This window comes from Actinophytocola oryzae (assembly GCF_004364325.1).
In the GTDB taxonomy this organism is placed as follows: Bacteria; Actinomycetota; Actinomycetes; order Mycobacteriales; family Pseudonocardiaceae; genus Actinophytocola; species Actinophytocola oryzae.
Map to the genome: position 1 here is coordinate 445,385 of NZ_SOCP01000002.1, position 20,719 is coordinate 466,103.

10 protein-coding genes are annotated in these 20,719 nt (G+C 73.3%); 8 read left to right on the forward strand and 2 right to left on the reverse strand.

The features are described from left to right. Positions 1-25: 25 nt before the first annotated feature. Together CLV71_RS05695 and CLV71_RS05700 are read left to right on the forward strand one after the other, a co-directional pair. Positions 26-5,881 (forward strand): SDR family NAD(P)-dependent oxidoreductase, encoded by a 5,856-nt coding sequence (locus tag CLV71_RS05695; RefSeq protein WP_133901532.1) that lies wholly within the window; start codon positions 26-28, stop codon positions 5,879-5,881. Then, positions 5,878-7,218: an MFS transporter gene (locus tag CLV71_RS05700; RefSeq protein ID WP_133901533.1), complete on the forward strand. Its 1,341-nt coding sequence runs from the start codon at positions 5,878-5,880 to the stop codon at positions 7,216-7,218. Before CLV71_RS05695 ends, CLV71_RS05700 begins: the two co-directional genes overlap by 4 nt. A gap of 60 nt (positions 7,219-7,278) precedes the next feature. On the opposite strand, the gene CLV71_RS05705 is transcribed toward CLV71_RS05700, so the two are convergent. Next, a complete protein-coding gene (locus tag CLV71_RS05705) occupies positions 7,279-9,063 on the reverse strand; it encodes an AfsR/SARP family transcriptional regulator (RefSeq protein ID WP_166663951.1) in 1,785 nt (594 codons plus the stop codon). 248 nt (positions 9,064-9,311) lie between these two features. Between CLV71_RS05705 and CLV71_RS05710 the strand changes: the two genes are divergently transcribed. The 3 genes from CLV71_RS05710 (at position 9,312) to CLV71_RS05720 (ending at position 16,020) form a co-directional block, all read left to right on the forward strand. Next, a complete protein-coding gene (locus tag CLV71_RS05710; RefSeq protein ID WP_166663952.1) occupies positions 9,312-12,392 on the forward strand; it encodes a type 2 lanthipeptide synthetase LanM family protein in 3,081 nt (1,026 codons plus the stop codon). A 27-nt stretch (positions 12,393-12,419) separates the two neighbouring features. Next, complete coding sequence (locus CLV71_RS05715) at positions 12,420-12,641, forward strand: hypothetical protein (RefSeq protein ID WP_133901536.1); 222 nt, start codon at positions 12,420-12,422, stop codon at positions 12,639-12,641. Positions 12,642-13,122: 481 nt separating this feature from the next. Next, a complete protein-coding gene (locus CLV71_RS05720) occupies positions 13,123-16,020 on the forward strand; it encodes an ATP-binding protein (protein ID WP_133901537.1) in 2,898 nt (965 codons plus the stop codon). Here CLV71_RS05720 and CLV71_RS05725 read toward each other — a convergent pair. Further along, positions 16,010-16,612: a flavoprotein gene (locus tag CLV71_RS05725; RefSeq protein ID WP_133901538.1), complete on the reverse strand. Its 603-nt coding sequence runs from the start codon at positions 16,610-16,612 to the stop codon at positions 16,010-16,012. The genes CLV71_RS05720 and CLV71_RS05725 overlap by 11 nt on opposite strands. 359 nt (positions 16,613-16,971) lie before the next feature. Here CLV71_RS05725 and CLV71_RS05730 point away from each other — a divergent pair, with 359 nt between their 5' ends. From CLV71_RS05730 to CLV71_RS05740, 3 genes are read left to right on the forward strand one after another with little or no spacing between them, the layout of a single operon-like run. Beyond that, positions 16,972-18,135, forward strand: a complete 1,164-nt coding sequence (locus CLV71_RS05730) for a hypothetical protein (RefSeq protein ID WP_133901539.1) — start codon at positions 16,972-16,974, stop codon at positions 18,133-18,135. Next, positions 18,132-20,189 carry a tetratricopeptide repeat protein gene (locus CLV71_RS05735; RefSeq protein ID WP_133901540.1) on the forward strand — a complete coding sequence of 686 codons (2,058 nt, stop codon included), beginning with the start codon at positions 18,132-18,134 and terminating at the stop codon, positions 20,187-20,189. Before CLV71_RS05730 ends, CLV71_RS05735 begins: the two co-directional genes overlap by 4 nt. Next, on the forward strand, positions 20,186-20,674 hold the full coding sequence (locus tag CLV71_RS05740; protein ID WP_133901541.1) for a flavin reductase family protein: 489 nt from the start codon (positions 20,186-20,188) through the stop codon (positions 20,672-20,674). The genes CLV71_RS05735 and CLV71_RS05740 overlap by 4 nt, the downstream gene beginning before the upstream one ends. The last annotated feature ends 45 nt before the right edge of the window (positions 20,675-20,719 follow it).

The window sequence follows — 20,719 nt, forward strand, 5'->3', positions numbered from 1 at the left end:
GGGCCGGCTTGAGGGGAGTATGACCGTGCAGACGTTCGATGTTCGTGCCGCGTTGTCCGCGCAGACCCTGGTCGGGGTGCCGGACCTGGCGTCCCGGGTCGCGGCGGTGCCCGTCGCCCCGCGCTCGTCGGTGGCGGTGACCGCCGCCGATCCGGTGGACGTGCTCGTGGCGTGCATGGCCGCGTGGCTCGCGGACGCCACGCCGGTGGTCGGACCCTCGGACACGCTCCCGCCCGCCGGGGCGGGGCTGGTGGTGGTCGAGCCGCTGGTCGGTGCCGTCGCGCACCCGATGGCCACGTTGGGGCGACTCACCGTGCCGGACGTGGACGAGCTGCACGTGGTGGCCGACTGGCGGGTGGACGTGTGGGTGCCACTCGCCCTGGCCGCCCTCAGGACCGGGCGAATCCGGGTGACCCTCCTCCCGGAGAGCCCGGGCGGCGGTCCCGCGCCCACCTCGGGCGCGGGGCTGGCCTGCCCCGCCGCCCTACTGGCCCGGTCACCGCAACTGGCCGAGGCGGACGCGTTCGCGAGCTGGGTGACGTGGGGTGGCGGGTTGCCCACCACGCCGCCCGCCGACCGGCACGTCCACGCCTTCGGTGACCACTTCGTCGTGGGAACCTCCCGTCGGTCCGTTGTGGACGGTGACCGCGGGTGGGTGCCCGGCAGGCACCGCGTGTGCAACCCGGCTGGCCGGCCGCTGCCCGACAACGCGTGGGGCCTCCTCGCGCTGGCCGGCGAGCTGCCCACGGTGGCGAGCACACCGACCGCCCTCGACGCACCCGGCGAGCGCACCTGGCTCACCGACTACCGCGCCCGCCGCCGTCCGGACGGGAGCATCGAGTTCGACCAGCGCGTGCCCGACCCGACGCGGGTGTCCGGCCGCCGCCTCGACCCCGTGCTCGTGGCGGAGCTGCTGTCCGATGTGGAGCTTCCGGGCGGCGTGCTGACGGCCCGCGACCAGAACCGGCTCGTGCTGCACGTCACCGGTCCCGCCGACACCACCGCCCTCGAACGCCTCACCGCCGCGCTTCCCGCCTGGGCCGGACCGGTCGGCGTGGTCACCGTACCCACCTTCCCCAGGACCGAGACCGGCGCCGTCGACCTTCCCCGGCTCGCGCTCGCCGCGTGGCCCGACACCCGGCTCCTGTCCGATGTGGAGCACCGCCTCGGGGTCACGCTGCGGACCGTCACCGTGCCGCCGGAGACCACGCGGCTCCCGCTGCCCGACGACTTCGCCGCGGGCGGCGCGCACTATCCAGCGGCCCGCCCGGCCCACGTCGTCGGCAAGACCCTGCCGCCCCAACACGACGACCTGCTCGACCGGCTGTGCCGCGCCGCCGACCTCGGCACCGGCATCCTCATCGTCGACGCCGACGGTCACGAGCGTGACCTCCCGTACCGGGAACTGCTCGCCGACGCCGCCAGGATCGCCACCCACCTCACGGCCAACGGCGTCGCGCCCGGCGACGAACTGATCGTCCACTGTGGGCAGACCGCCGACCTGTTCGCCGGCATCTGGGCGGCCGTCATGGTCGGCGCGCTGCCGCTGCCGCTCACCCCGCCCTCGCCGTACGACGCCGCGAGCAACCCGCTCTGGCACCTGCTCGGCCACGACAGCATGCTCACCCGCCGCACCGTCCTCACCACCGAGCCGCAGCACACGACGACCGAGGCACACCTGCGCACCCGCGGCCTGACCGCCGAGTTCCTCGACCTCGAGGCCGCCCGACGGGAACGACCCCTACCCCGCGACGAATGGACCCCGCGCCCGCCCGCGCTCATGCTGCTCACCTCGGGCAGCACCGGCGCGCCGAAGGGTGTCGTGCTGTCCCACCGCAACCTCGTGTCGCTCGCGGAGGCGGTCGGCGCCGAGTTCGGTCTCGACGGCGAGACGTCCGTCAACTGGCTGGCCGTCGACCACGTCGGCGGCCTCGTGCAGCACCACATGCGTGACCTGTGCCTGGCCAACCGGCAGCTCCACGTGGACACCGGCTACGTGCTCGCCGACCCGACCCGGTTGCTCGACCTGTGCGCCAAGCACCGCGTCACGGTCACCTGGATGGCCAACTTCGGGTTCAACCTGGTCAACGAGTGCGCGGACGCGATCACGCACGGGCACTGGGACCTGAGCGCCATCAAGGTCTGGGAGAACGGCGGCGAGTCCGTCACCCACGACGGCAACCAGCGCTTCCTCACGCTGCTGGCGCCGCACGGGCTGCGCCCCGACGTGATCAGGCCGGTGTTCGGCATGACCGAGACCAGCTCCGCCGTCATCGCCGCGCACAACCTCGTCGCGGGGCGGGCCGACAACGTGCACTGGCTCGCGGACACCGCACTCGACCGGCCGGTGGTGCGGGCGCTGCCGGGCGAGGGGAGCCCGTTCGTCGAGGTCGGCACGCCCATGGCGGGGCTCGCCATGCGGGTGGTCGACGCCGAGGGAAACGTGTGCCAGGAGGGGGTTAGCGGCCGGATCGAGGTCAGCGGGCCGCAGGTCACGGCCGGCTACCACAACAACCCGGCGGCCAACGCGGAGACGTTCACCGCCGACGGCTGGCTGCGCATGGGCGACTGCGGCTTCGTCGTGGACGGCAGCCTCGTGGTCACGGGCCGTGAGAAGGACGTGATCATCGTCAACGGCCTGAACTACGCGGCGAGGGCACTGGAGAGCACCGTCGAGGCGCTGCCCGGGATCCGCCAGGGCTGTTGCGCGGCCGTCCCGGTGCGCAGACCGGAGGCGGCCACCGACGACCTGGTGGTCTTCTACAGCGGCGACGCCGACCCCGCCGCGGCCGAGGCGGCGCTGATCGCGGAGCACAACCTGCGCCCGGTCGCGATGGTCGAGCTGTCCCCGCAGGCGTGGCCGCGCACGGCGATCGGCAAGATCCGCCGGTCCGTGCTGGCACGCGGGTTCGTCGCGGGGGAGTTCGCCGACCTGATCACCCTGCGCCGCGACGGCGGCCTGGGGGAGCGGCCCGCACTGCCCGGCTGGCACTTCGCCCCGCAGTGGCAGCCGACCGCGCCGCCCCCCTCCGGCGCACGGCGGGTCCTGTGGCTGGGTGCCGACGCCCCACCCGGCACGACGCCGGTACCGGACCCCGAGGAGCTGCCCGCCGTGCTGGCCGCCTCCGGCGCGGAGGTGGTCGTCGACGCCCGTCGGCGGACGGTGCCCGTCGGTGCCGAACCCGAGGTCGCGGCCCTCGTCACCGCTCACCGCGAGTGGGACGCCCTGTGCCGGGCGGCGGCCGGTGTGGCGGTGCCGCCGGCCGTCGTCCTCGCGACCGAGGCCGCCTTCGCGGTGACCGGCCGCGAGACCGGCATCGTCCACGCCGCACTGCCCGGGCTGGCGCAGAGCCTCGCCCAGGCCCACCCACGGCTGTCCGTGACCCTCGTCGACGGCGCGCCGGTCGAGGTGTTGCCCGCGGAGGGCGGCGGCGTCCCGGTCGCCTACCGCGACGGGACCCGGCTGACCCCCGTCCTCCGACCCGTCCCCGCTGCCTCCGTGCCCGACAAGCCCCGCCGGGTCCTGCGCGACGGCGGCCACTACCTGGTCGTCGGCGGCCTCGGTGGCGTCGGCGCGCACCTCTGCCGGCACCTCCTCCGCCGGTTCGGCGCCCGCCTGCTGGTCGTCGGGCGCGGGCCCGCGACGGGCACACGGGCCCAGACCCTCGCCTACCTCTCCGCACACGGCGACCTCCGCTACCGCACAGCGGACGCCACCGACCCCGACGCGCTCGCCGCCGCCCTCCGCGAGGCCGAACACGACTGGGGCACCCGGGTGGACGCCGTGTTCACCCTGGCAGGCGAGGGATCCATCGCCGAGCGGCTCGACGTGCTCCAGGGCGCCGGCCACGACCGCGACGCCGACGAGCGGGCCGAACGCGCCGCCGCCGACCGCATCCGGATCTGTCACTCCCTCGACGCCGTCCTCGCGGACCGGCCCACCCCCGTCGTCACCTTCAGCTCCGTCAACGGCTTCTTCGGTGGCGCCGGGTTCGCCCACTACGCCGGTGCCTGCGCCTACCAGGCCGCACACGCCGCGACCAGCGGGCGTGACGACCTCTGCCTCGACTGGAGCCGCTGGCAGCAGGTCGGCATGGCCGCCGGCACCCCGACCGCGCTGGCCGAACTGGCCGCCCGCCGCGGTTTCGCAGGCATGACCCCGACCCAGGGCCTCGCCTCCCTGCACGTCGCCCTCGACTGGGCCGAGCGGCGACTCCTGATCGGCCTCGACCCCGCAGGCACCGAAGTCCTGCCCCTCCTGCCCTTCGGCACCGCCACCTGCCTGGTCGAAGCCACCGGGGCGGAGCCGAACGACGTCGCGACCCTGCTCGACCTGCCGCCCGCCCAGGTCCGCGTCGGCTCCGGCACACAGCGGCGCGGCACCGTCCCGGCACCCCGCACCGAGGCGTTGCTCGAGGTCTTCCGCGCGGTCCTCGCCAACCCCGACCTCACCGAGGACGACAACTTCTTCGCCTCGGGCGGCGACTCGATCCGTGCCATCCAGGTCGTCGCCAGGGCCGCCGAACGCGACCTCCGCTTCAGCCCGCTCGACCTGTTCGAGCACCAGACCGTCGCGACCCTCCTCGAACACCTCGCCGAGCTGGACCCGGCCGCGATCGGCGTCGACGGCGAGGACGCCACCGGCCCCGTCCCCCTGCCCCCGGTGTTCTCCTGGTGGCTGGAGACCGGCGACCCTGCCGCCACGCGCCGCCGCCTCACCATGAGCACGCGGTACGCCGTGACCGCGACCCCCACACAGCTGGAGGCGGCGCTCGGAGAGCTGGTCGACCGGCACGAGGCGCTGCGACTGCGACTCGTCGACCGCACCCTCGACGTCGCCGACGCCGACAACCTCCGCTTCGAGGTCGTCGACGGCCCGGTCAGTGCCGAGGCGGTCGAGGACCGGCTCCACCTCGGGCTCGACCCCGCCACCGGCCCGATCGTCCACGCCGCCTACCTGCGGGACGCCCGACAGCTCGTCCTCGTCGTGCACCACGCCGCCGTCGACGGGGTCTCGTGGCGGGTCGTCGAGGACGACCTGCGGGCGTTGCTGGCAGGCACCCCGCTGCCCCCGGCCCACGGCTACCTCGACTGGGCGCGCCGCCTCGCCAGGCGGACAGGCGAGCTGGACGGCCGCGCACTGGCCGACGCGTGGCTGGCCCGTGTCACACCGTCCACCCCGTTCCCGCCCGCGCCGACGCTCCACGAACGCGACGCGCGGATCCTCACCCGCACCCTCGGGGCCGGCCGCCACGGCGGTGTCCACGAGGCCCTGCTCACCGCCGTCGGCTGGAGCCTCGGCTCCTGGACCGGCACCGACACCGTGACGGTCGACGTCGAGGGCCACGGCAGGCTGCAGCACGAGCTGCCCGTGGACCTGTCCCGCAGCGTCGGCTGGTTCACCGCGATCGCCCCGCTGTCCGTTCACCTGCACACGACCCCCGAGGAGACGCTGCGCCACGTCCGCCGGTCGGTCACCGACCAGCGTGGCCGCGACATCGAATGGGGCATCCTCCAGCACCGAGGCGCCGACCAACCCCTCGCCGCGTTCCCGCCCCGCCAGGTCAGCGTCAACTACCTCGGTGTGTTCGACGGCGACGGCGAGCCCGACCCGGTGCTCACCGCCGTCCCCGGCTCGCTGCGTGCCGAGTTCGACCCGGCGGCCACCCGGCACTACCTGATCGACGTCGCCGCGCAGGTCAGCGGCGGCGAGCTGGAGCTGTCGGTCAAGTACTCACCCGAGGTCCACGCGACGGCGGACGTCGAACGCTGGCTCGACGAGTGCGTCGCCGTCCTCGACCGCCTGCTCGGCGGCGACGAGCCGGTCGACATCGATCCCGAGGAACTGCTCCTCGCCCTGGAAGAGGTGGGTTTCGCATGACCGACACCGTCGCGCCCGCCCGGTCGCGCCGGGCCGCGCTGTACGTGCTGTGCGCGGGCCAGCTCATGATCCTGCTCGACGCGACGGTCGTGAACGTCGCGCTGCCGTCCATCCGGGCCGACCTCGGCTTCACCGAGAGCGGCCTGGCGTGGGTGGTCAACGCCTACCTGGTCGCCTTCGCCGGCCTGCTGCTGCTCGCGGGGCGGCTCGGCGACCTCCTCGGGCAGCGGCGGGTCTTCCTCACCGGGCTGGTCGTGTTCACCGCGGCCTCCGTGCTGTGCGGGGCCGCGCAGACCCAGTTCGTGCTGGTCGCCGCCCGGTTCGCGCAGGGCGTCGGCGGCGCGCTGGCCTCCGCGGTGATCCTCGGCATGATCGTGACGACCTTCCCGGAACCGAAGGAGCAGGCCAGGGCCATCGGCGTCTACGGGTTCGTCTCCTCGGCAGGCGGCGCGGTCGGGCTGCTCGCGGGCGGCACGATCACCGACGTGTTCAACTGGCACTGGATCTTCCTGGTCAACCTGCCGGTCGGCGTGCTGACCGTGTGGTTGTGCCTGCGCCACGTCGAGCACCGGCCCGGCGTCACCGCAGACGGCACCGACGTCACGGGCGCCGCGCTGCTCACGGCCGGGCTGATGCTGGGTGTGTACGCGATCGTGTCGGCGCCGGTCCTCGGGCTCGGCTCGGTGGTGCTGCTCGTCGCGTTCACGCTGCGGCAGCGGTACGCGGCGAACCCGCTGATCCCGCTGCGGCTGTTCGCGGCCCGCGCGGCCGTCGTCGCGAACGTGGCACAGCTGCTGGTGGTGGCGGGCATGTTCGGCGTGTTCTTCTTCGGCGCGCTCTACCTGCAGCAGGTGCTCGGGTTCAGCCCGCTCGCGGTCGGCCTCGCGTTCCTGCCCGCGGCGGGCACGATGGCGCTCACGGCACTGCGCCTGTCCGGCCCCGTCGCACTGCGGTTGGGCACGCGCGGTGCCGTGCTGCTGAGTCTCGGCCTGATCCTCGTGTGCCTCCTGCTCTGGGCACGCACCCCGGCAGGCGGCCACTACGCAGTCGACGTGCTTCCGGCGATGGTCCTGTTCGGCCTCGGTGGCGGGCTGGGGTTCCCCGCCCTGATGACACTGGCCATGTCCGGGGCGACCGAGACCGACTCCGGCGCCGCGTCGGGCCTGTTCAGCACGACGTACCAGGTGGGCGGCGCGGTCGGCCTCGCGGCGCTGACCACGGTCGCGGCAGGCGCGGCCGACCTGAACTCGGGTTACCACGCCGCCCACCTGGTGGCCGCGGGTCTCGTGGCCACCGCACTCGTGCTGGTGGCAGCCGGTCACAGCAGAACGCACTGAAGGACGCCTTCGTAACGCTGGGCGTAAGGAAGGCGTCCTTCAGTGCAACCGGGGGCGGCGCTACCGGGCGTAGAGCGCGTACAGCCGGAACAGCCGGTCGAGGCGGTAGCTCGGCTCGGCGCCGCCCGTCGGCACGAGCAGGTTGGCGCACATCAGTTCCTCGACGATCCGGTCCGACTCCGCCTCGGGCCTGCCGAGGACCTCGGCCACCCGGCCGGCGGGCACGTCGTCACCGACGTGCCGCGCCAGCAACGCGACCGCCCGCCGCGCCCCGTCGGCGAGGCGCCGGAAGCTCGACTCCAGGTACGCCCGCACCGACAGCTCACCGATGGTCAGCTCGTCCAGCCGGTGCGGCTCGTCCCACAGCCGGTCGGCGAGGGTCGCGAGCGGCCACGCGGGCCGCATCGCCAGCCGGACGGCCGCGACCCGCAGCGCCAGCGGATGTCCGCCGCAGGCCAGGAAGATCCGGGTGGCCGCGTCACGTTCCCGCCTGATCCTGGCCGGGCCGGCGACCGCGGCGAGCAGGCCGATCCCTTCCGTCTCGGTCAGCGGCGCAACCGTCACCGCGTGCGCGCCCTCCAGCGCCGTCAGCCGGTGGCGGCTCGTGATCACCGCCCGGCACGAGCCCGTCCCCGGCAGCAGCGGCCGGACCTGCGCCACGTCCGCGGCGTCGTCGAGCACCACCAGCAGCCTGCGGTGCGCGACGGTCGAGCGGAACAGCGCCGCCCGGTCCTCCACGCCGTCCGGCAGCTCCCGCACGCCGAGCGTGCGGAGGAACTCGGCCAGCACCTCGCCGGGCGGTCGCTGCCGCCCGGTCGACGCACCGAGTGCCTGGTAGAGCTGACCGTCGGCAAACGAAGGCCGCAGCAGGTGCGCGGCACGCAGCGCCAGGGCGGTCTTGCCGACCCCCGGCGGCCCGGACAACGCGGCCACCAGCGGCCCGTCGTGCCCGGTCAGCCACCCGCCGAGCCCGGCGAGCAACCCCTGCCTGCCGACGAAGTCCGAGACCGGCGCGGGCAGTGCACACGGACCGGCGCGGTGATCGGCCGACCGGACAGCAGGCCGGTCGGCGGCGAGCGCACGTTCGTGCGCGGCCCGCAGCTCCGGCCCCGGCCGGACCCCCAGCTCCCGGTCGAGCACGGCCCTGGCGCGGGCGAACGCGTCCAACGCCTCCGAACGGCGCCCGACAGCGGTCAACGCGGTCATCAGCAGTGCCCACGCACGCTCGGACAGCGGCCGTTCGGCCACGACGTCCCGCAGCCCGGCGACCACGTCCTCGTGCCTGCCGAGCGCCAGCCGCGCGTCGGCCAGCGCGAGCTGCGCCTCCCACCGCCGGTCCTCCAGCGCCGTGACCCGTGCCCGCGCCCACGACCCCAGCTCCACACCGTCGAAGGCGTGACCACGCCACAGCCCGACAGCCCTGGCCAGGAAGGACACCGCCGCGGCATGGTCGCCGCGCCGGCAGGCGGCCAGGCCCTCCCCGGACAGCTTCTCGAAGCACAGCAGGTCCAGCTCCTCCGGCCCCACCTCGATCGCGTAACCAGAAGCACTGCTGGCCAGGCGCGGCCTGCCGTCGGCCAGCGGCCCCAGCGCCCGGCGCAGGTCGGCGACATAGGTCCGGAGGTTCGCCAACGCGGACGTCGGCGGGTCGTCCTCCCAGACCGCGTCGACGAGCCGCTCCCGTGACACCGTCCGCCCCGGGTCCAGCAGGAGGGCGGCGAGCAGCGCGTAACGCTTCGCACCCTTGATCTCCGGCAGCCCCCCGGACACCGCCACTTGCCACGGCCCGAGCACGTTGATCCGCATCCCACTCCACAACAGGTCAGCCCCCCGGCTGTCGTTCACGGTTGCCAGACTGAGCGCGCCGCGACGGTGTCCACATGGGCGACTCGCCCCCGCTTTCGCCATCGGCGGCCCCCAGTACGTGCCGGCCCCCGGTCCGGGGCGTGCGACGGGCCGTGCGGACGGCGCCGAGGGCGGTCCGACGGCCTCGGCGACCGTCGCCGGCCTGGCCGCCGTACTGGGGATTCACACGAATGCGGGGGCAGGTTCCCCATGTATGGGGGCGCGGGCGGCTGGCAGGGTTGGCCCCCGTGAGCATCGAGTCCGGGCGCGGCGCGGAGATGGGGCACTCGTGGTGGGCACGCGGGCTCTCCCTGGCGGAACGGCTTCCTGCCGGGGCCTCGCCGGACCCGGTGCGCCTCGACGCGGCCCGGCGCCGGTTCAAGCGCTGGTCGGAGGCCCACGACCTGTCCGCGACCGGCCAGTTCGCCCGTCGGCTCGCCGACGCGGGCCTCGTCGAGGACGGCATGGTCGGGCTGCTCGCCGAGGCGCCGGAACCGCTCGCCGCCCGCACCGCCCGACCGCAGTGGGCCACGTTCGTGGACCGGGTCCTCGCCGAACCGTCCTCGGCCTCCGCCGGAGCGGAACCGGCCACGTGGCAGGGGCAGTTCGCCGCCGCGCTCGGCCGCCTCACGGCCGCCGCGCGGGCCGAGGTCACCCGGCGGATCACGCCGGCCGCCGCGCCGGGCAGACTCGAACCGGCGGCGCTCGCCGACCACTTCTCCGACTGGCTCGGCCTGCGGCTGGCCCGGCTCGCGGCCCGCACGCTCGTGCTCGAGGTGAACGTGGCACGGGTCAGGGGCACGCTGACCGGCGCGACCGCCAAGGAGCGCTTCGCCGAGTTCGCCACGCGCCTTGCCACCGAGGACGGTCTCGCCGCGCTGCTCGACGAGTACCCGGTGCTCGCCCGCGTGCTCGGCCAGGCGAGCCAGCACTTCGCGGTCGCCTTCGCGGAGCTGGTCGAACGCTTCGCCGAGGACCGGGACGCGATCGTCGCCGGCCTGCTCGGCGGCACCGACCCCGGACCGCTGACCGGCATCGAGCTGGCCAAGGGCGACCCGCACCAGCGTGGCCGCATGGTCGCGATCCTGCGCTTCGACGGCGTCGCCGTGGTCTACAAACCGAGGGGACAGTCGCTGCAGCAACGCTTCGGTGAGCTGGTCGGCTGGCTCAACGACCGGATGCCGGGGCTGGCGCTGCGGTCCCCGGCCGTCCTGGAGAGGGACGGCTACGGCTGGCTGGAGCACATCGCGTACGCGCCGTGCGCCGACGTGGACGGCGTGGACCGCTTCTACCGCCGCCAGGGCGCGCTGCTGGCGCTGCTCTACGCGTTGGACGGCACGGACATCCACTGCGAGAACCTGATCGCCGCCGGTGACCAGCCGGTGCTGGTGGACGTGGAGACGCTGTTCCACCCCACGCTCGCGCCCGCCATGGTCGCCGGCGCCGACCCGGCGTCGCAGGCGTTGTCGGAGTCGGTGTGCCGCACCGCGCTCCTGCCGTTGCTCCTGGTCGGCGAGCACGGCGCGCTCGACATCTCCGGCCTCGGCGGCGACCGGGGCACCACGTTCCCGTTCGCCGCGGTCGGCTGGGACGACACCGGCACGGACGGCATGCGGTTGGTACGTCGGTCCTTCGAGTTCATGGGCCACGACAACCAGCCGCGGCTGGGTGAGGCGCCGGTCGACCCGGCGGACTACCGGGCGGCGCTGCTGACCGGTTTCCACGACGGGTACGACGCGATCCTGACCCACCGCGAGGAGCTGCTCGGGCTCCTCGCGGCCGCCGCGGGCGAGGAGATCCGCGTCGTGATCCGCCCGACCCAGCTCTACTCGACGCTGCTCGACGAGTCGACCCACCCGGACGTGCTGCGTGACGGCCTCGACCGTGACCCGGTCTTCGACGTCCTGTGGGCCGACGCGGTCGGCGACCCGGTGAAAGAACGCCTGACCCGCCACGAGCACGCCGACCTGTGGGCGGGTGACGTCCCGGTGTTCTTCGGGCGCGTCGACGTCCCCGACCTCTGGTCCTCGACCGGCGAGCGGATCCCCGGCGTGCTGGCCGAGTCGGGCCTGGAGTCCGTGCGCGCCAAGCTCGACCGGATGGACGAGGTCGACCGCCACGACCAGGACTGGCTGATCACCGCCACGTTCGCGACCAGGACCGGGCCGATCGACCACCACAGCGGCCAGGAACCACCAGGCCCGGTCGCGACCACCGCACCCAAGCCCGCCGCGTTGCTGGCCGCGGCCTGCGCTGTGGCCGACGAGCTGGTCGCCAGGGCGGTGCACCGCGACGAGCGCGCCAACTGGCTGGGCCTCGAACCGGTCGACGACCGGCACTGGGGTGTGCTCCCGCTCGGTGCTGGCCTCGCCAACGGCTACACCGGGGTGGCGCTGTTCCTCGCCCAGCTCGGCGAGCTGACCGGCACGTCGCGCTACCTGGACCTGGCGGCGCGGGCACTGCGCCCCGTGCCGCGCCTGCTGTCCGTGCTGGAGCAGAACCCGGCCGTCGCGCGGTCGGTGGGCCCCGGCGGGTTCCTCGGCACGGGCGGGATCTGTTACGGCCTGGCGCGGGTGGCCACGCTGCTCGGCGACGACGAGGTGCGGGGCTGGTGCGCACGGGCGATCGACCTCGTGGCGGACAGCGACGACGGCATCGCCGGGTTCGCGGCGGGTCGGGCGGGCGGGGTGGCCGCACTGCTCGGCGCACACGCCGAGACCGGTCTGGCGGCCGCGGCCGACGCCGCCGTGGTCCTCGCCAAGCGGCTGGCAGGCACGACCGTGCGGGCGGACGAGGACGGCGCCTTTCCCACCACGGGCTTCGCGGGCGGCCTCGACGGCGTCGCGTACGGGTTGGGCCGGTGCGCGGGCTTCACCGCCGCGTCGGCCGAGGTGTTCGGCCGGGTCGTGCCGCTGGCCGACCGGCTCGCCGACGCGGACCACGGTTGGTGCAGCGGCCTGGCGGGGGCGCTGCTCGCCCGCGCGGACGGGCTGGTGCCCGACCCGGACCTGGACCGCGCGGTGAGTTCGCTGGCCGACCGCAACCCGTTGCGTGACACCAGCCTGTGCCACGGTGAGCTGGGCGTGCTCGAGGCGCTCACGGTGCTGTCGGAGCGCGGCCACCCTGGTGCGGCGGGGGCGCTGGCGCCCGCGGTGGCGCGGCTGCTCGGCGTGCTGGACCAGCGCGGTCCCCGGTGCGGCACGCCGGACGGGGTGCCGACACCCGGCCTGCTCACGGGTCTTGCCGGTATCGGATATGGCTTGCTACGCCTCGGTTTCACCGAACGCGTGCCGTCGGTGCTGCTACTGGCACCCGGCGGTCCGGTATGACGCACCGGAATCCAGGAGGGAAGAGAAATGGACAAAGAACCCGATCAGATCGCGGCATGGAAGGACGTCGAGGCGCGGGACGAGGAGACCGACGACCATCCGGCCGGGAGGATGAGCCTGCCAGGACGGTTATCGGCGGCGAGCCGGGCCGCGATCCTCGCGGGCTACATGGGCGTGTCCGCCGCGGGGGCGGTCACCAACATGGTCCCCACGATCCCGAGCAGCTTCTGCTGCGGTTGGCTTTGCTGAACCTGGACCACCGGTGACCCACCGGCCGGCTTCGACGCCCGGTTCGAGGTCGGCAGGCAGTCAGGGTATGGGCCGGGCGCGCAGCGCCCGGCCCGCGACCACTTTCCCGCCAGAGGCCGAGAAAACCCTTGCGGAGCGGGGCCCACTCGAAAACGCCGACACCGCCCTCCTTGGCCGAGCGACGGGCGGCGTTCTCCGTGGCAGTGGGCGTGATCGTCGACGGTCTTCGAGGGGCTTCGGCGGGTGGAGCCTCCCCGGCCGGTGACCCGCGGCAGGCCCTGCCCGCCGGAACACAACAGTGTCATCCCACCACCCTCGGTGAGTCCGGGTCGAACGATGTGACAGCTCAGGGCGAAACCGCCCACGGCCGTTCGGCAGGTCGGCCCAGTGGGGGCAGGCCGATGGGCGATCCCGCTGCACGAACGGGAACTGTAAACGGATTGACACGTTTCAGGTGGCCTGGCTCGCTACTGTAAGCCGCATGCAGACGCGGGCTCCGTCGATCGTTGGCCGCGACACCGAGCTCGGTGTGCTCGACCGGGCGTTGGCGGACGCGCGGATCGGTCGCGGCGGTGCGGTGTTCCTGGTGGGCGAGCCGGGCATCGGCAAGTCGCGGCTGGCCAACGAGGCGTCCGGACGGGCCTTCGCCGCGGGGATGCGGGTGCTCCGCGGCCGGGGCAGCACGATCGGTCCCACGGTGCCCTTCCGGCCGCTGGCCGAGGCGTTGCTGTCACTGTCCAGAGTGGGCGACCCGGAGGTCGAGCGCGACCTCGGCCCCTACCGGCTCGTGCTCGGCAGGCTGGTCCCGGAGTGGGCGAACGGGGAACCCCAGCAGGGCGGCGAGTCGCTGGTGATCCTCGCCGAGGGAGTCGTGCGGCTCGCGTCGGCGCTGGGCAGGGAACGCGGTTGCCTGCTGATCCTCGACGACCTCCAGGACGCCGACGCCGAGACGCTGGCCGTCCTCGAGTACCTCGTGGACAACATCGGTACCGCCCCGACCGTGCTGGTCGCGACCATCCGCAACGAACCGTGTGACGCGCTCGACCTGGCGCAGGCCGTGGCGCAGCGTGGTTCCGGCGTGGTGCTGTCGCTGGACCGCCTCGGCCGCGACGAGGTGCGCGGGCTCGTCGCGTCCTGCCTGGACATCACGTCGGAGGACGTACCCGCGCCCGCACTCGCCCGGCTGTGGGAGAGCAGCGCGGGAAACCCGTTCGTCCTGGAGGAGCTGCTGCACAGCATGGTGAGCACCGGCCTGCTGCGCCGGGGGACCGACGGCTGGCAGCTCGTCGGCGGGTCACGCACCGAGGTGCCCGCCACGCTCGTCCGCAGTATCGCCCGGCGCACCGACCGGCTCGGCCTGCAGGGCCGCATGCTGCTGTCGGTGGCCGCCGTGCTCGGGCCACGGTTCCCGCTGCCGGTGGTGCAGCGGGTGACCGGGATGGACGACCGGACACTGGTGAGCCACCTGCACGCGGGCGTCGCCGCGCAGCTGGTCACCACCGACGAACCCGCCCCCGACTGGTACGCCTTCCAGCACCCGCTGACCAGTGAGGCGTTGCTGGCCCAGCTCACCCCGACCGACCGCGCGGAGCTGTCCAGGCGGGCCGCCGACGCCATCGAGGAGTTCCACCCCGGCCTGCCAGGGGAGTGGTGCCAGCTCGTCGCCGCCCTGCGTGTCCAGTGTGGACAGAAAGTGGATGCCGCGGCGCTGTTCGCCGAGGCAGGCCGCCGTGCGCTCGCCGCGGGGGCCGCCGCGTCCGCGGTGTCGCTCCTGGCCAGGTCCGACGGCCTGCTGGAGGGCCACGAGGACGTCGACGCGCGGGCCGACCTGCTCGAGTCGCTGCTGTACGCGCTGGCCGAGGCTGGACAGTTCGACCACGCCTTCCAGCTCGTGGAACGGCTGGAGGTGGTCGGCGCGCTGGACCTGCGGCGCAGGGCGATGCTGCACGTGCGGCTGGCCTGGGTGGCGGAGGTCGCGGGCAGGTACGACGAGGGAACCGCGCTGGTGGCCACCGCCCGGGAGCTGCTCGGCCCGTCGCCGGCCGATGCCGACGCGGCCTCACTGGCCGCCGTCGCCGCGGACCTCGCCCTCGGCGCACCCGACCACAACCGCACCGAGGAGGCGGAGGAGCTGGCCAGGAGCGCCGCGGAGATGGCGGAACGCGCCGACCTGCCCGCCATCGTCTGCCAGGCGTGGCAGACCATCGGCGACGTGGCCAGGGAGCGCGACCTGGCCGAGGCGAGCAGGTGCTACGAACGGGCCAGGGTGATCGCCGAGGAGCACCGCCTGCCGATCTGGCGGATCTACGCGCTGGTCCGGCTGGCGGGCAACGAGCTGCTCGCGACCTCGGACCCCACGAGCCTGCACCAGGCCAGGCTGGAGGCGTTGCGGGTCGGTGCGATCAGCATCGGTTACGTGGTGGACACGACCGTCGCCATGCACACCGTCCACTGTGGAGAGTTCAAGCGTGCGGCCGAGCTCGCCGACGAGTGCTACCGGGCGACCAGCCGCCTGCGACTGGCGTACGTGTCCCGGCACGCGTTGCTGACCAGGGCGACACTGGCCGCGCACCAGGGCAGGCGGCGCGAACTGGAACGCGCGCTCGCGGAGTTCCGTGCGGCGGAGGGGGAACAGTCCCAGGAACCGCCGCTGCGGGTCATGTGCGCGGTGCTGGAGGAGGACTGGGAACGCCTGCCGGTCGAGCTGGCGCGCGCGTGCGACCGCGAGGGGGACAACCCGTCCACGCTGCACCTGTCCGGCAGGCACGGGCTCTACCTGTTGTTGCGGGTGCTGACGCGGGACGCGGACTGGCCGCAGTACGAGGAGGTCTGCGTGACCTCGGCCGGGCGGATGCGGTGGAACCGCCAGTTCGTGGTGCTGGCGCGTGCTGTCCTGTTGGGACGGTCCGGCCGCGGGGCCGAGGCGCTCGCCTCGGTCGAGGAGGCACAGGACATCGCCGCGCCCTTCGCGATGGCGCGGCCCCTGGGGCTGCGCCTGGTGGCCGAGGCCGCGCACACCGACGGGTGGGGCGAGCCGGAGAAGTGGCTGCGGTCGGCGGAGGAGTACTTCCACCACGCGTCCGTACCAGCCGTCGCGAGCGCGTGCCGGGCACTGCTGCGCCAGGTGGGTGCGTCGGTGCAGCAACGCAGGCGGGGCACGGAACGCGTGCCGGACGCGCTGCGCGGGCTGGGGGTGACGATCCGCGAGTACGAGGTGTTCGAACTGCTGGTCAACCGCCTCGGCAACAAGGCGATCGGTGCCCGCCTGCACATCTCCCCGCGCACGGTCGAGAAACACGTGGCCAGCCTGGTGGTCAAGACCGGGCAGACCGACCGCGAGGCGCTGAACGACTACGCGAAGGCCTTCTTCAGCGGGTGACCGCGGCCTCCTGATCGAGGTCCGCGACGTCCTCGACCTCCGCCGAGGACATCCGCTGCTCCAGCCAGGCGATGACCAGCTCGGTCGCCTCGTCCGGCGGCAGCATCGCGAGGCCCATCGCGTTCTCCCGGCGCCACAGCTCGAACACCGGTGTCGGCCGGGGATCCACGACCGTGTGGCCGTCGGCCCGCAACGTCGCCACGTTCCGCGTGGTCACGGCCTTCGCCCACATCGAATCGTTCATGCTGGGGAAGAACAGCGCGGGCCGCTCGTCGGCGAGGATCGCCGTCTGCGCCGGGCTTCCCGCCAGCCCGGCCGCGACCGCCGCCAGGGTGTTGGCGCTGGCGGGCAGCACCACCAGGCCGACGGACCGCCTGGCCAGCTCGGTCGGGTTCAACCCGGGATCGTCGCTCGTGTAGAGCTCGTCGACGTACCAGGACAGCGCCGTCGGCTGGACGAACCGCTCCGCGCTGTGCGTGAGCAGCAGCCGGATCGGCAGGTCGATCTCCTGGCGCAGCCACGTCAGGTAGGGCGGCACGCTGATCGCCGCGCTGGCACCGGACACGATGACCGTCAGAGCATCGTTACGCATGCCCGAAAGCATGCCCCGGGAGGGCGCGACAGCGGTACGGGATCACTACCCAGATTCGCGACCATCACGCCGGACCCCGGGCCGCGCGCCGGTCGATTTGGGGGCCGCGCACCCATGTCCCGTCGAGCCCACCATGGCAGTTTCGTTCTTGTGAGCCGGCCCCGGCCACACCTCGAGATGGAGGACAGCATGAAGAAGATCGCGATCCGCAAGAAGGGCTCCATCAAGCTCACCTCGTCGGCGTCGGCGTACGCCTGGCCGGTCTGCTGACCCAGTCGGAGAACGGGCGTGCCTGGTGCCCCGCGCGGCTGACGCCGGGCACAGGCACGCCCATTTCGGCGTGCCCAGGGGAGAATGCCATGACCACCGTGCTCGACTTCCACCCGCTGACCTTCGCGGACGAACCCGACGGCGTCACCGTCGGCAGGCCGGACACCGGGGACTACGTTCTCCTGCCCACCGACGGGGCCGCCCTGCTGCGCAAGCTCTCCGGCGGGATGCCCGTCACCGAGGCCGAGGACTGGTACCGCACCGAGTTCGGCGAGCGCGTCGACATGGCGGACTTCGTGGACTCGTTGCGGGAGCTGGGTTTCGTCCGCGCGGGTGACGAGGAGCTGCTACGGGTCGGTGCCCCGAGGTGGCAGCGGCTCGGCCGCGCCGCCTTCTCGCCCCTGGCCTGGTTGTGTTACGCGGTCATCGTCGGCGCCTCGGTCGTCGCGATGGTCGCCGAGCCCGCGCTGCGACCACGCGTGGCCAACGTCTTCTTCTCCCCGTCACTCGTGGTCGTGCAGCTCGCGCTGGTGTTCGTGCAGATGCCCGCGGTGCTCTGGCACGAGTGCTACCACATGCTCGCGGGCAGGCGGCTCGGTCTGCACAGCAGGCTCGGCGTCGGCAGGCGTTGGTACTACTTCGTCTTCGAGACCGAGCTGAACGGACTGCACGGCGTACCACGCGCGAAGCGGTACCTGCCGATGCTCGCAGGCATGGTCGGTGACCTCGTCCTGTACGGCTGTCTCGTGCTCGTCGCCGCGGCCGACCTGTCCGGCGGGCTCTCGCCGGTGGGCCGGTTCGCGCTCGCCGTGGCCTACGTCATGCTGCTGCGCCTGGTCTGGCAGTGCTACCTCAACCTGCGCACCGACCTGTACTTCGTGCTCACCACCGCCCTGGGCTGCACCGACCCGCACGCCGCGACCATGGCCTACCTGCGCGAGAAGTTCCGCGCGGTGCCCGGCGTCCGTCCATCCACGGTGGACCTCGCGGAGTTCTCGCCGAGGGACAGGAGGGTCGCGCCTGCGTTCGCCGTCGTCACCGCGGCCGGGTTCGCGCTGCTGGTGCTGACCGCGGTGCTCACCGTGCTGCCGGTCGCCGTCGAGTTCGTCCGGCAGTCGGGCGCCGCACTGTCCGCCGGGGCCACCGAACCCCGGTTCTGGGACTCGGTCGTCTCGCTGGTGCTGCTCGTCGCGCAGTTCGTCGTCCTGCCGTCGCTGGCCGGCAAGTCCACCACCCGAAAGGAAGCACCATGAACAGCCACCTGTGGCTCGTGGCCCCGTGGCAGGGGAGCGCCGAGCCGGCCGACGTCACCGTCGACTGCCACCGCAGGCTGCGGGGCCCCTACACCGGACTCGGCGCCGTGCTGCGCGAGCTGGTGCCCACGATCGACGCGCGGTACCCGGACCTGGTGCGCCGCAACGTGATCGCGATCCTGTCGGTGGCGCCCGAGCTGCGTGGCACGGTCGAGGCCGAGCCGGACACCCTCACGGCACTGGCGGTGCCGACCGAGCGAACCCGTATCTACCCGGCGAACCGGACCCGCAGGCACGCACACTCCGTCGTGGAACTGCTGGAGTCCTACACCGCTCTCGCCGGGCACGAGACGCTGACCCTGCGCTTCCGCGACGTCGACCTCGCCGACCACACCGACCAGGAGTTCCTGGCCATCGCACTGCGCAGGGCACGGTCGGGCCGCGTCCGGCTGCTGGTGGAGACGGTCGGCGAGGACCTGCCCGGCGAGCTGCGTACCGCGCTCGACCGGTACGCGCGACGGTTCGTCGTGCCCGAGCCGCCCGCGACCGGGAACGACCGCGCGGCGGCGGACCTGGTGGCCGCGTACGTGGCCTCGGACGGCACGACACGCCACCCGGCGGAGATCGCCGCGTACAGGGCGGCGGACCCGGACGTGCGTGCCCGGCTGCACGACGAACGCGCCGCCGCACTGTCCGCAATGGACGAACAGAGCCTGCGCCTCGGCGCCATCCCGTACCACCTGGAACACGGCACCGACCCCGTCGCCGCGGGCACGGCGCTGCTCGACGCGGCGAACTACTGCTTCGACCTGGGTTTCTACCACGCGGTGCTGGACTACGGCCCACGCGGCCGCGCGATCATGGACCCGACCGCCGACCTGCAGCCGTACTGGCTGCTGAGCACCAAGCTGACCACGGCACTGGCCGCCACCGGTCGAAGTGCCGAGACCGAGCCGATCTACCTGGAACTGAGCACGATGGGCACCGACCCGAAGGTGCACATGTCGTGCTGTTACGCCCTGGCCATGATGTTCACCCGCCACCACCCGCCGGAGCGCAGGAACCACCCGCTGGCCAAGGGTTTGCTGAACAACTCGATCGCCATGGCCGGCCTGCTGGCCGACCACGACGACCGCGTCTTCTTCACCGTGTTCCAGCAGAACGGCCTGGCGCTGGTCGAGATGCACCTCGGCAACATGGCCGAGTCGCTGCGGCTGGTCAGCGAGGGGCTGGTGCGGTTGGACGCCGAGTTGCCCGCCGACAAGCACCGGCTGCACCGCTCGGTGCTGGTGAACAACAGGGCGAAGGTGCTGATGATCCAGGGCCGCCTGACCGAGTCGCTGGCGGATCTCGACGCGGTGATCGAGATGGACCCGAACTACCCCGACTACTACTTCGACCGCGCCGACGTACGCCGCAAGCTCGGTGACCTCACTGGTGCCGAGGCGGACTACGACCACGCGACCACGCTCACGCCACCGTTCTGGGAGCTGTACTACAACCGCGCCGACATCCGGTCGGAACTCGGCGACCACGAGGGTGCGGTGGCCGATCTGTCCTATGTGGTCGAACTGGAACCGGGAGAGGTCGACGCACGGGTCAACCTGATCGACCTCCTGCTGGCAGCCGAGGACCTGGCCACGGCGAGCGTGCTCATCGACGAAGGCCTGCACCTGGCCCCCGGCAACGCCCGCCTGCTCCACGCCCGCGGCCTGGTGGCCCAGGAGAGCGGCGACGTCGAGCGCGCCCGCGCCGACTTCGACCAGGCGCTGGCCGTGGACGCGAGCTGCGTGGTGGCACTGGCGAGCCGCGCGGCGCTGCTGCACGAACTCGACGACAACGAGGCCGCACTGGCCGACCTGGACCTGGCGGTGGCTCTGGCCCCCGCCGACCCGGACCTGTTGTACAACAGGGGTTTTGTCCGGCAGGCGACGGGTAGGTGCGCCGAGGCCGTTGCCGACTACGACGCCGCGCTGCGGTTGCCGGGCGCGGACGAGGAGGAGTTGCTGCGCCGGCGTGCGTCCTGCCATGCCGAATCACTGGTCTCCCGGTGACCGCCGTGGAGGAGGTCGTGAACGCGGCCCAGCTCCGCGACTTCATGCGGAGCTGGGCCACCGGCGTGGCGGTGGTGACGGCCTTGCTGGACGGAAAACCGGTGGGCTGCACCGTGAACGCCTTCACCTCGGTGTCCCTGGACCCCCCACTGGTACTGGTATCCCTGACGGAGACAAGCCAAACCCTGACAGCGATCCGCGACAACCACACGTTCGGCGTGAACATCCTGGCGGAGAACCAGCACCACCTGGCCACCCACTTCGCGACGACACCGCCGGCACACCGGTTCGCCGCCGTACCCCACGAGCTGACCACCGGCATCCCCACCCTGACCGACGCCCTCGCCACCCTGACCTGCTCGGTGGCCGACACGATCAGGGTCGCCGACCACGTCCTGGTCTTCGGCCGTCCCCGCCGTCACACCTCACCAGCCGCCACCACGCCGGCCATCCTGTACGCCGGTGGCTACCGAGCCCTGGCGTGAGTCCGGGGCTGGCGCTGACGTCCGACTTCCGCCAGACACAAGGAG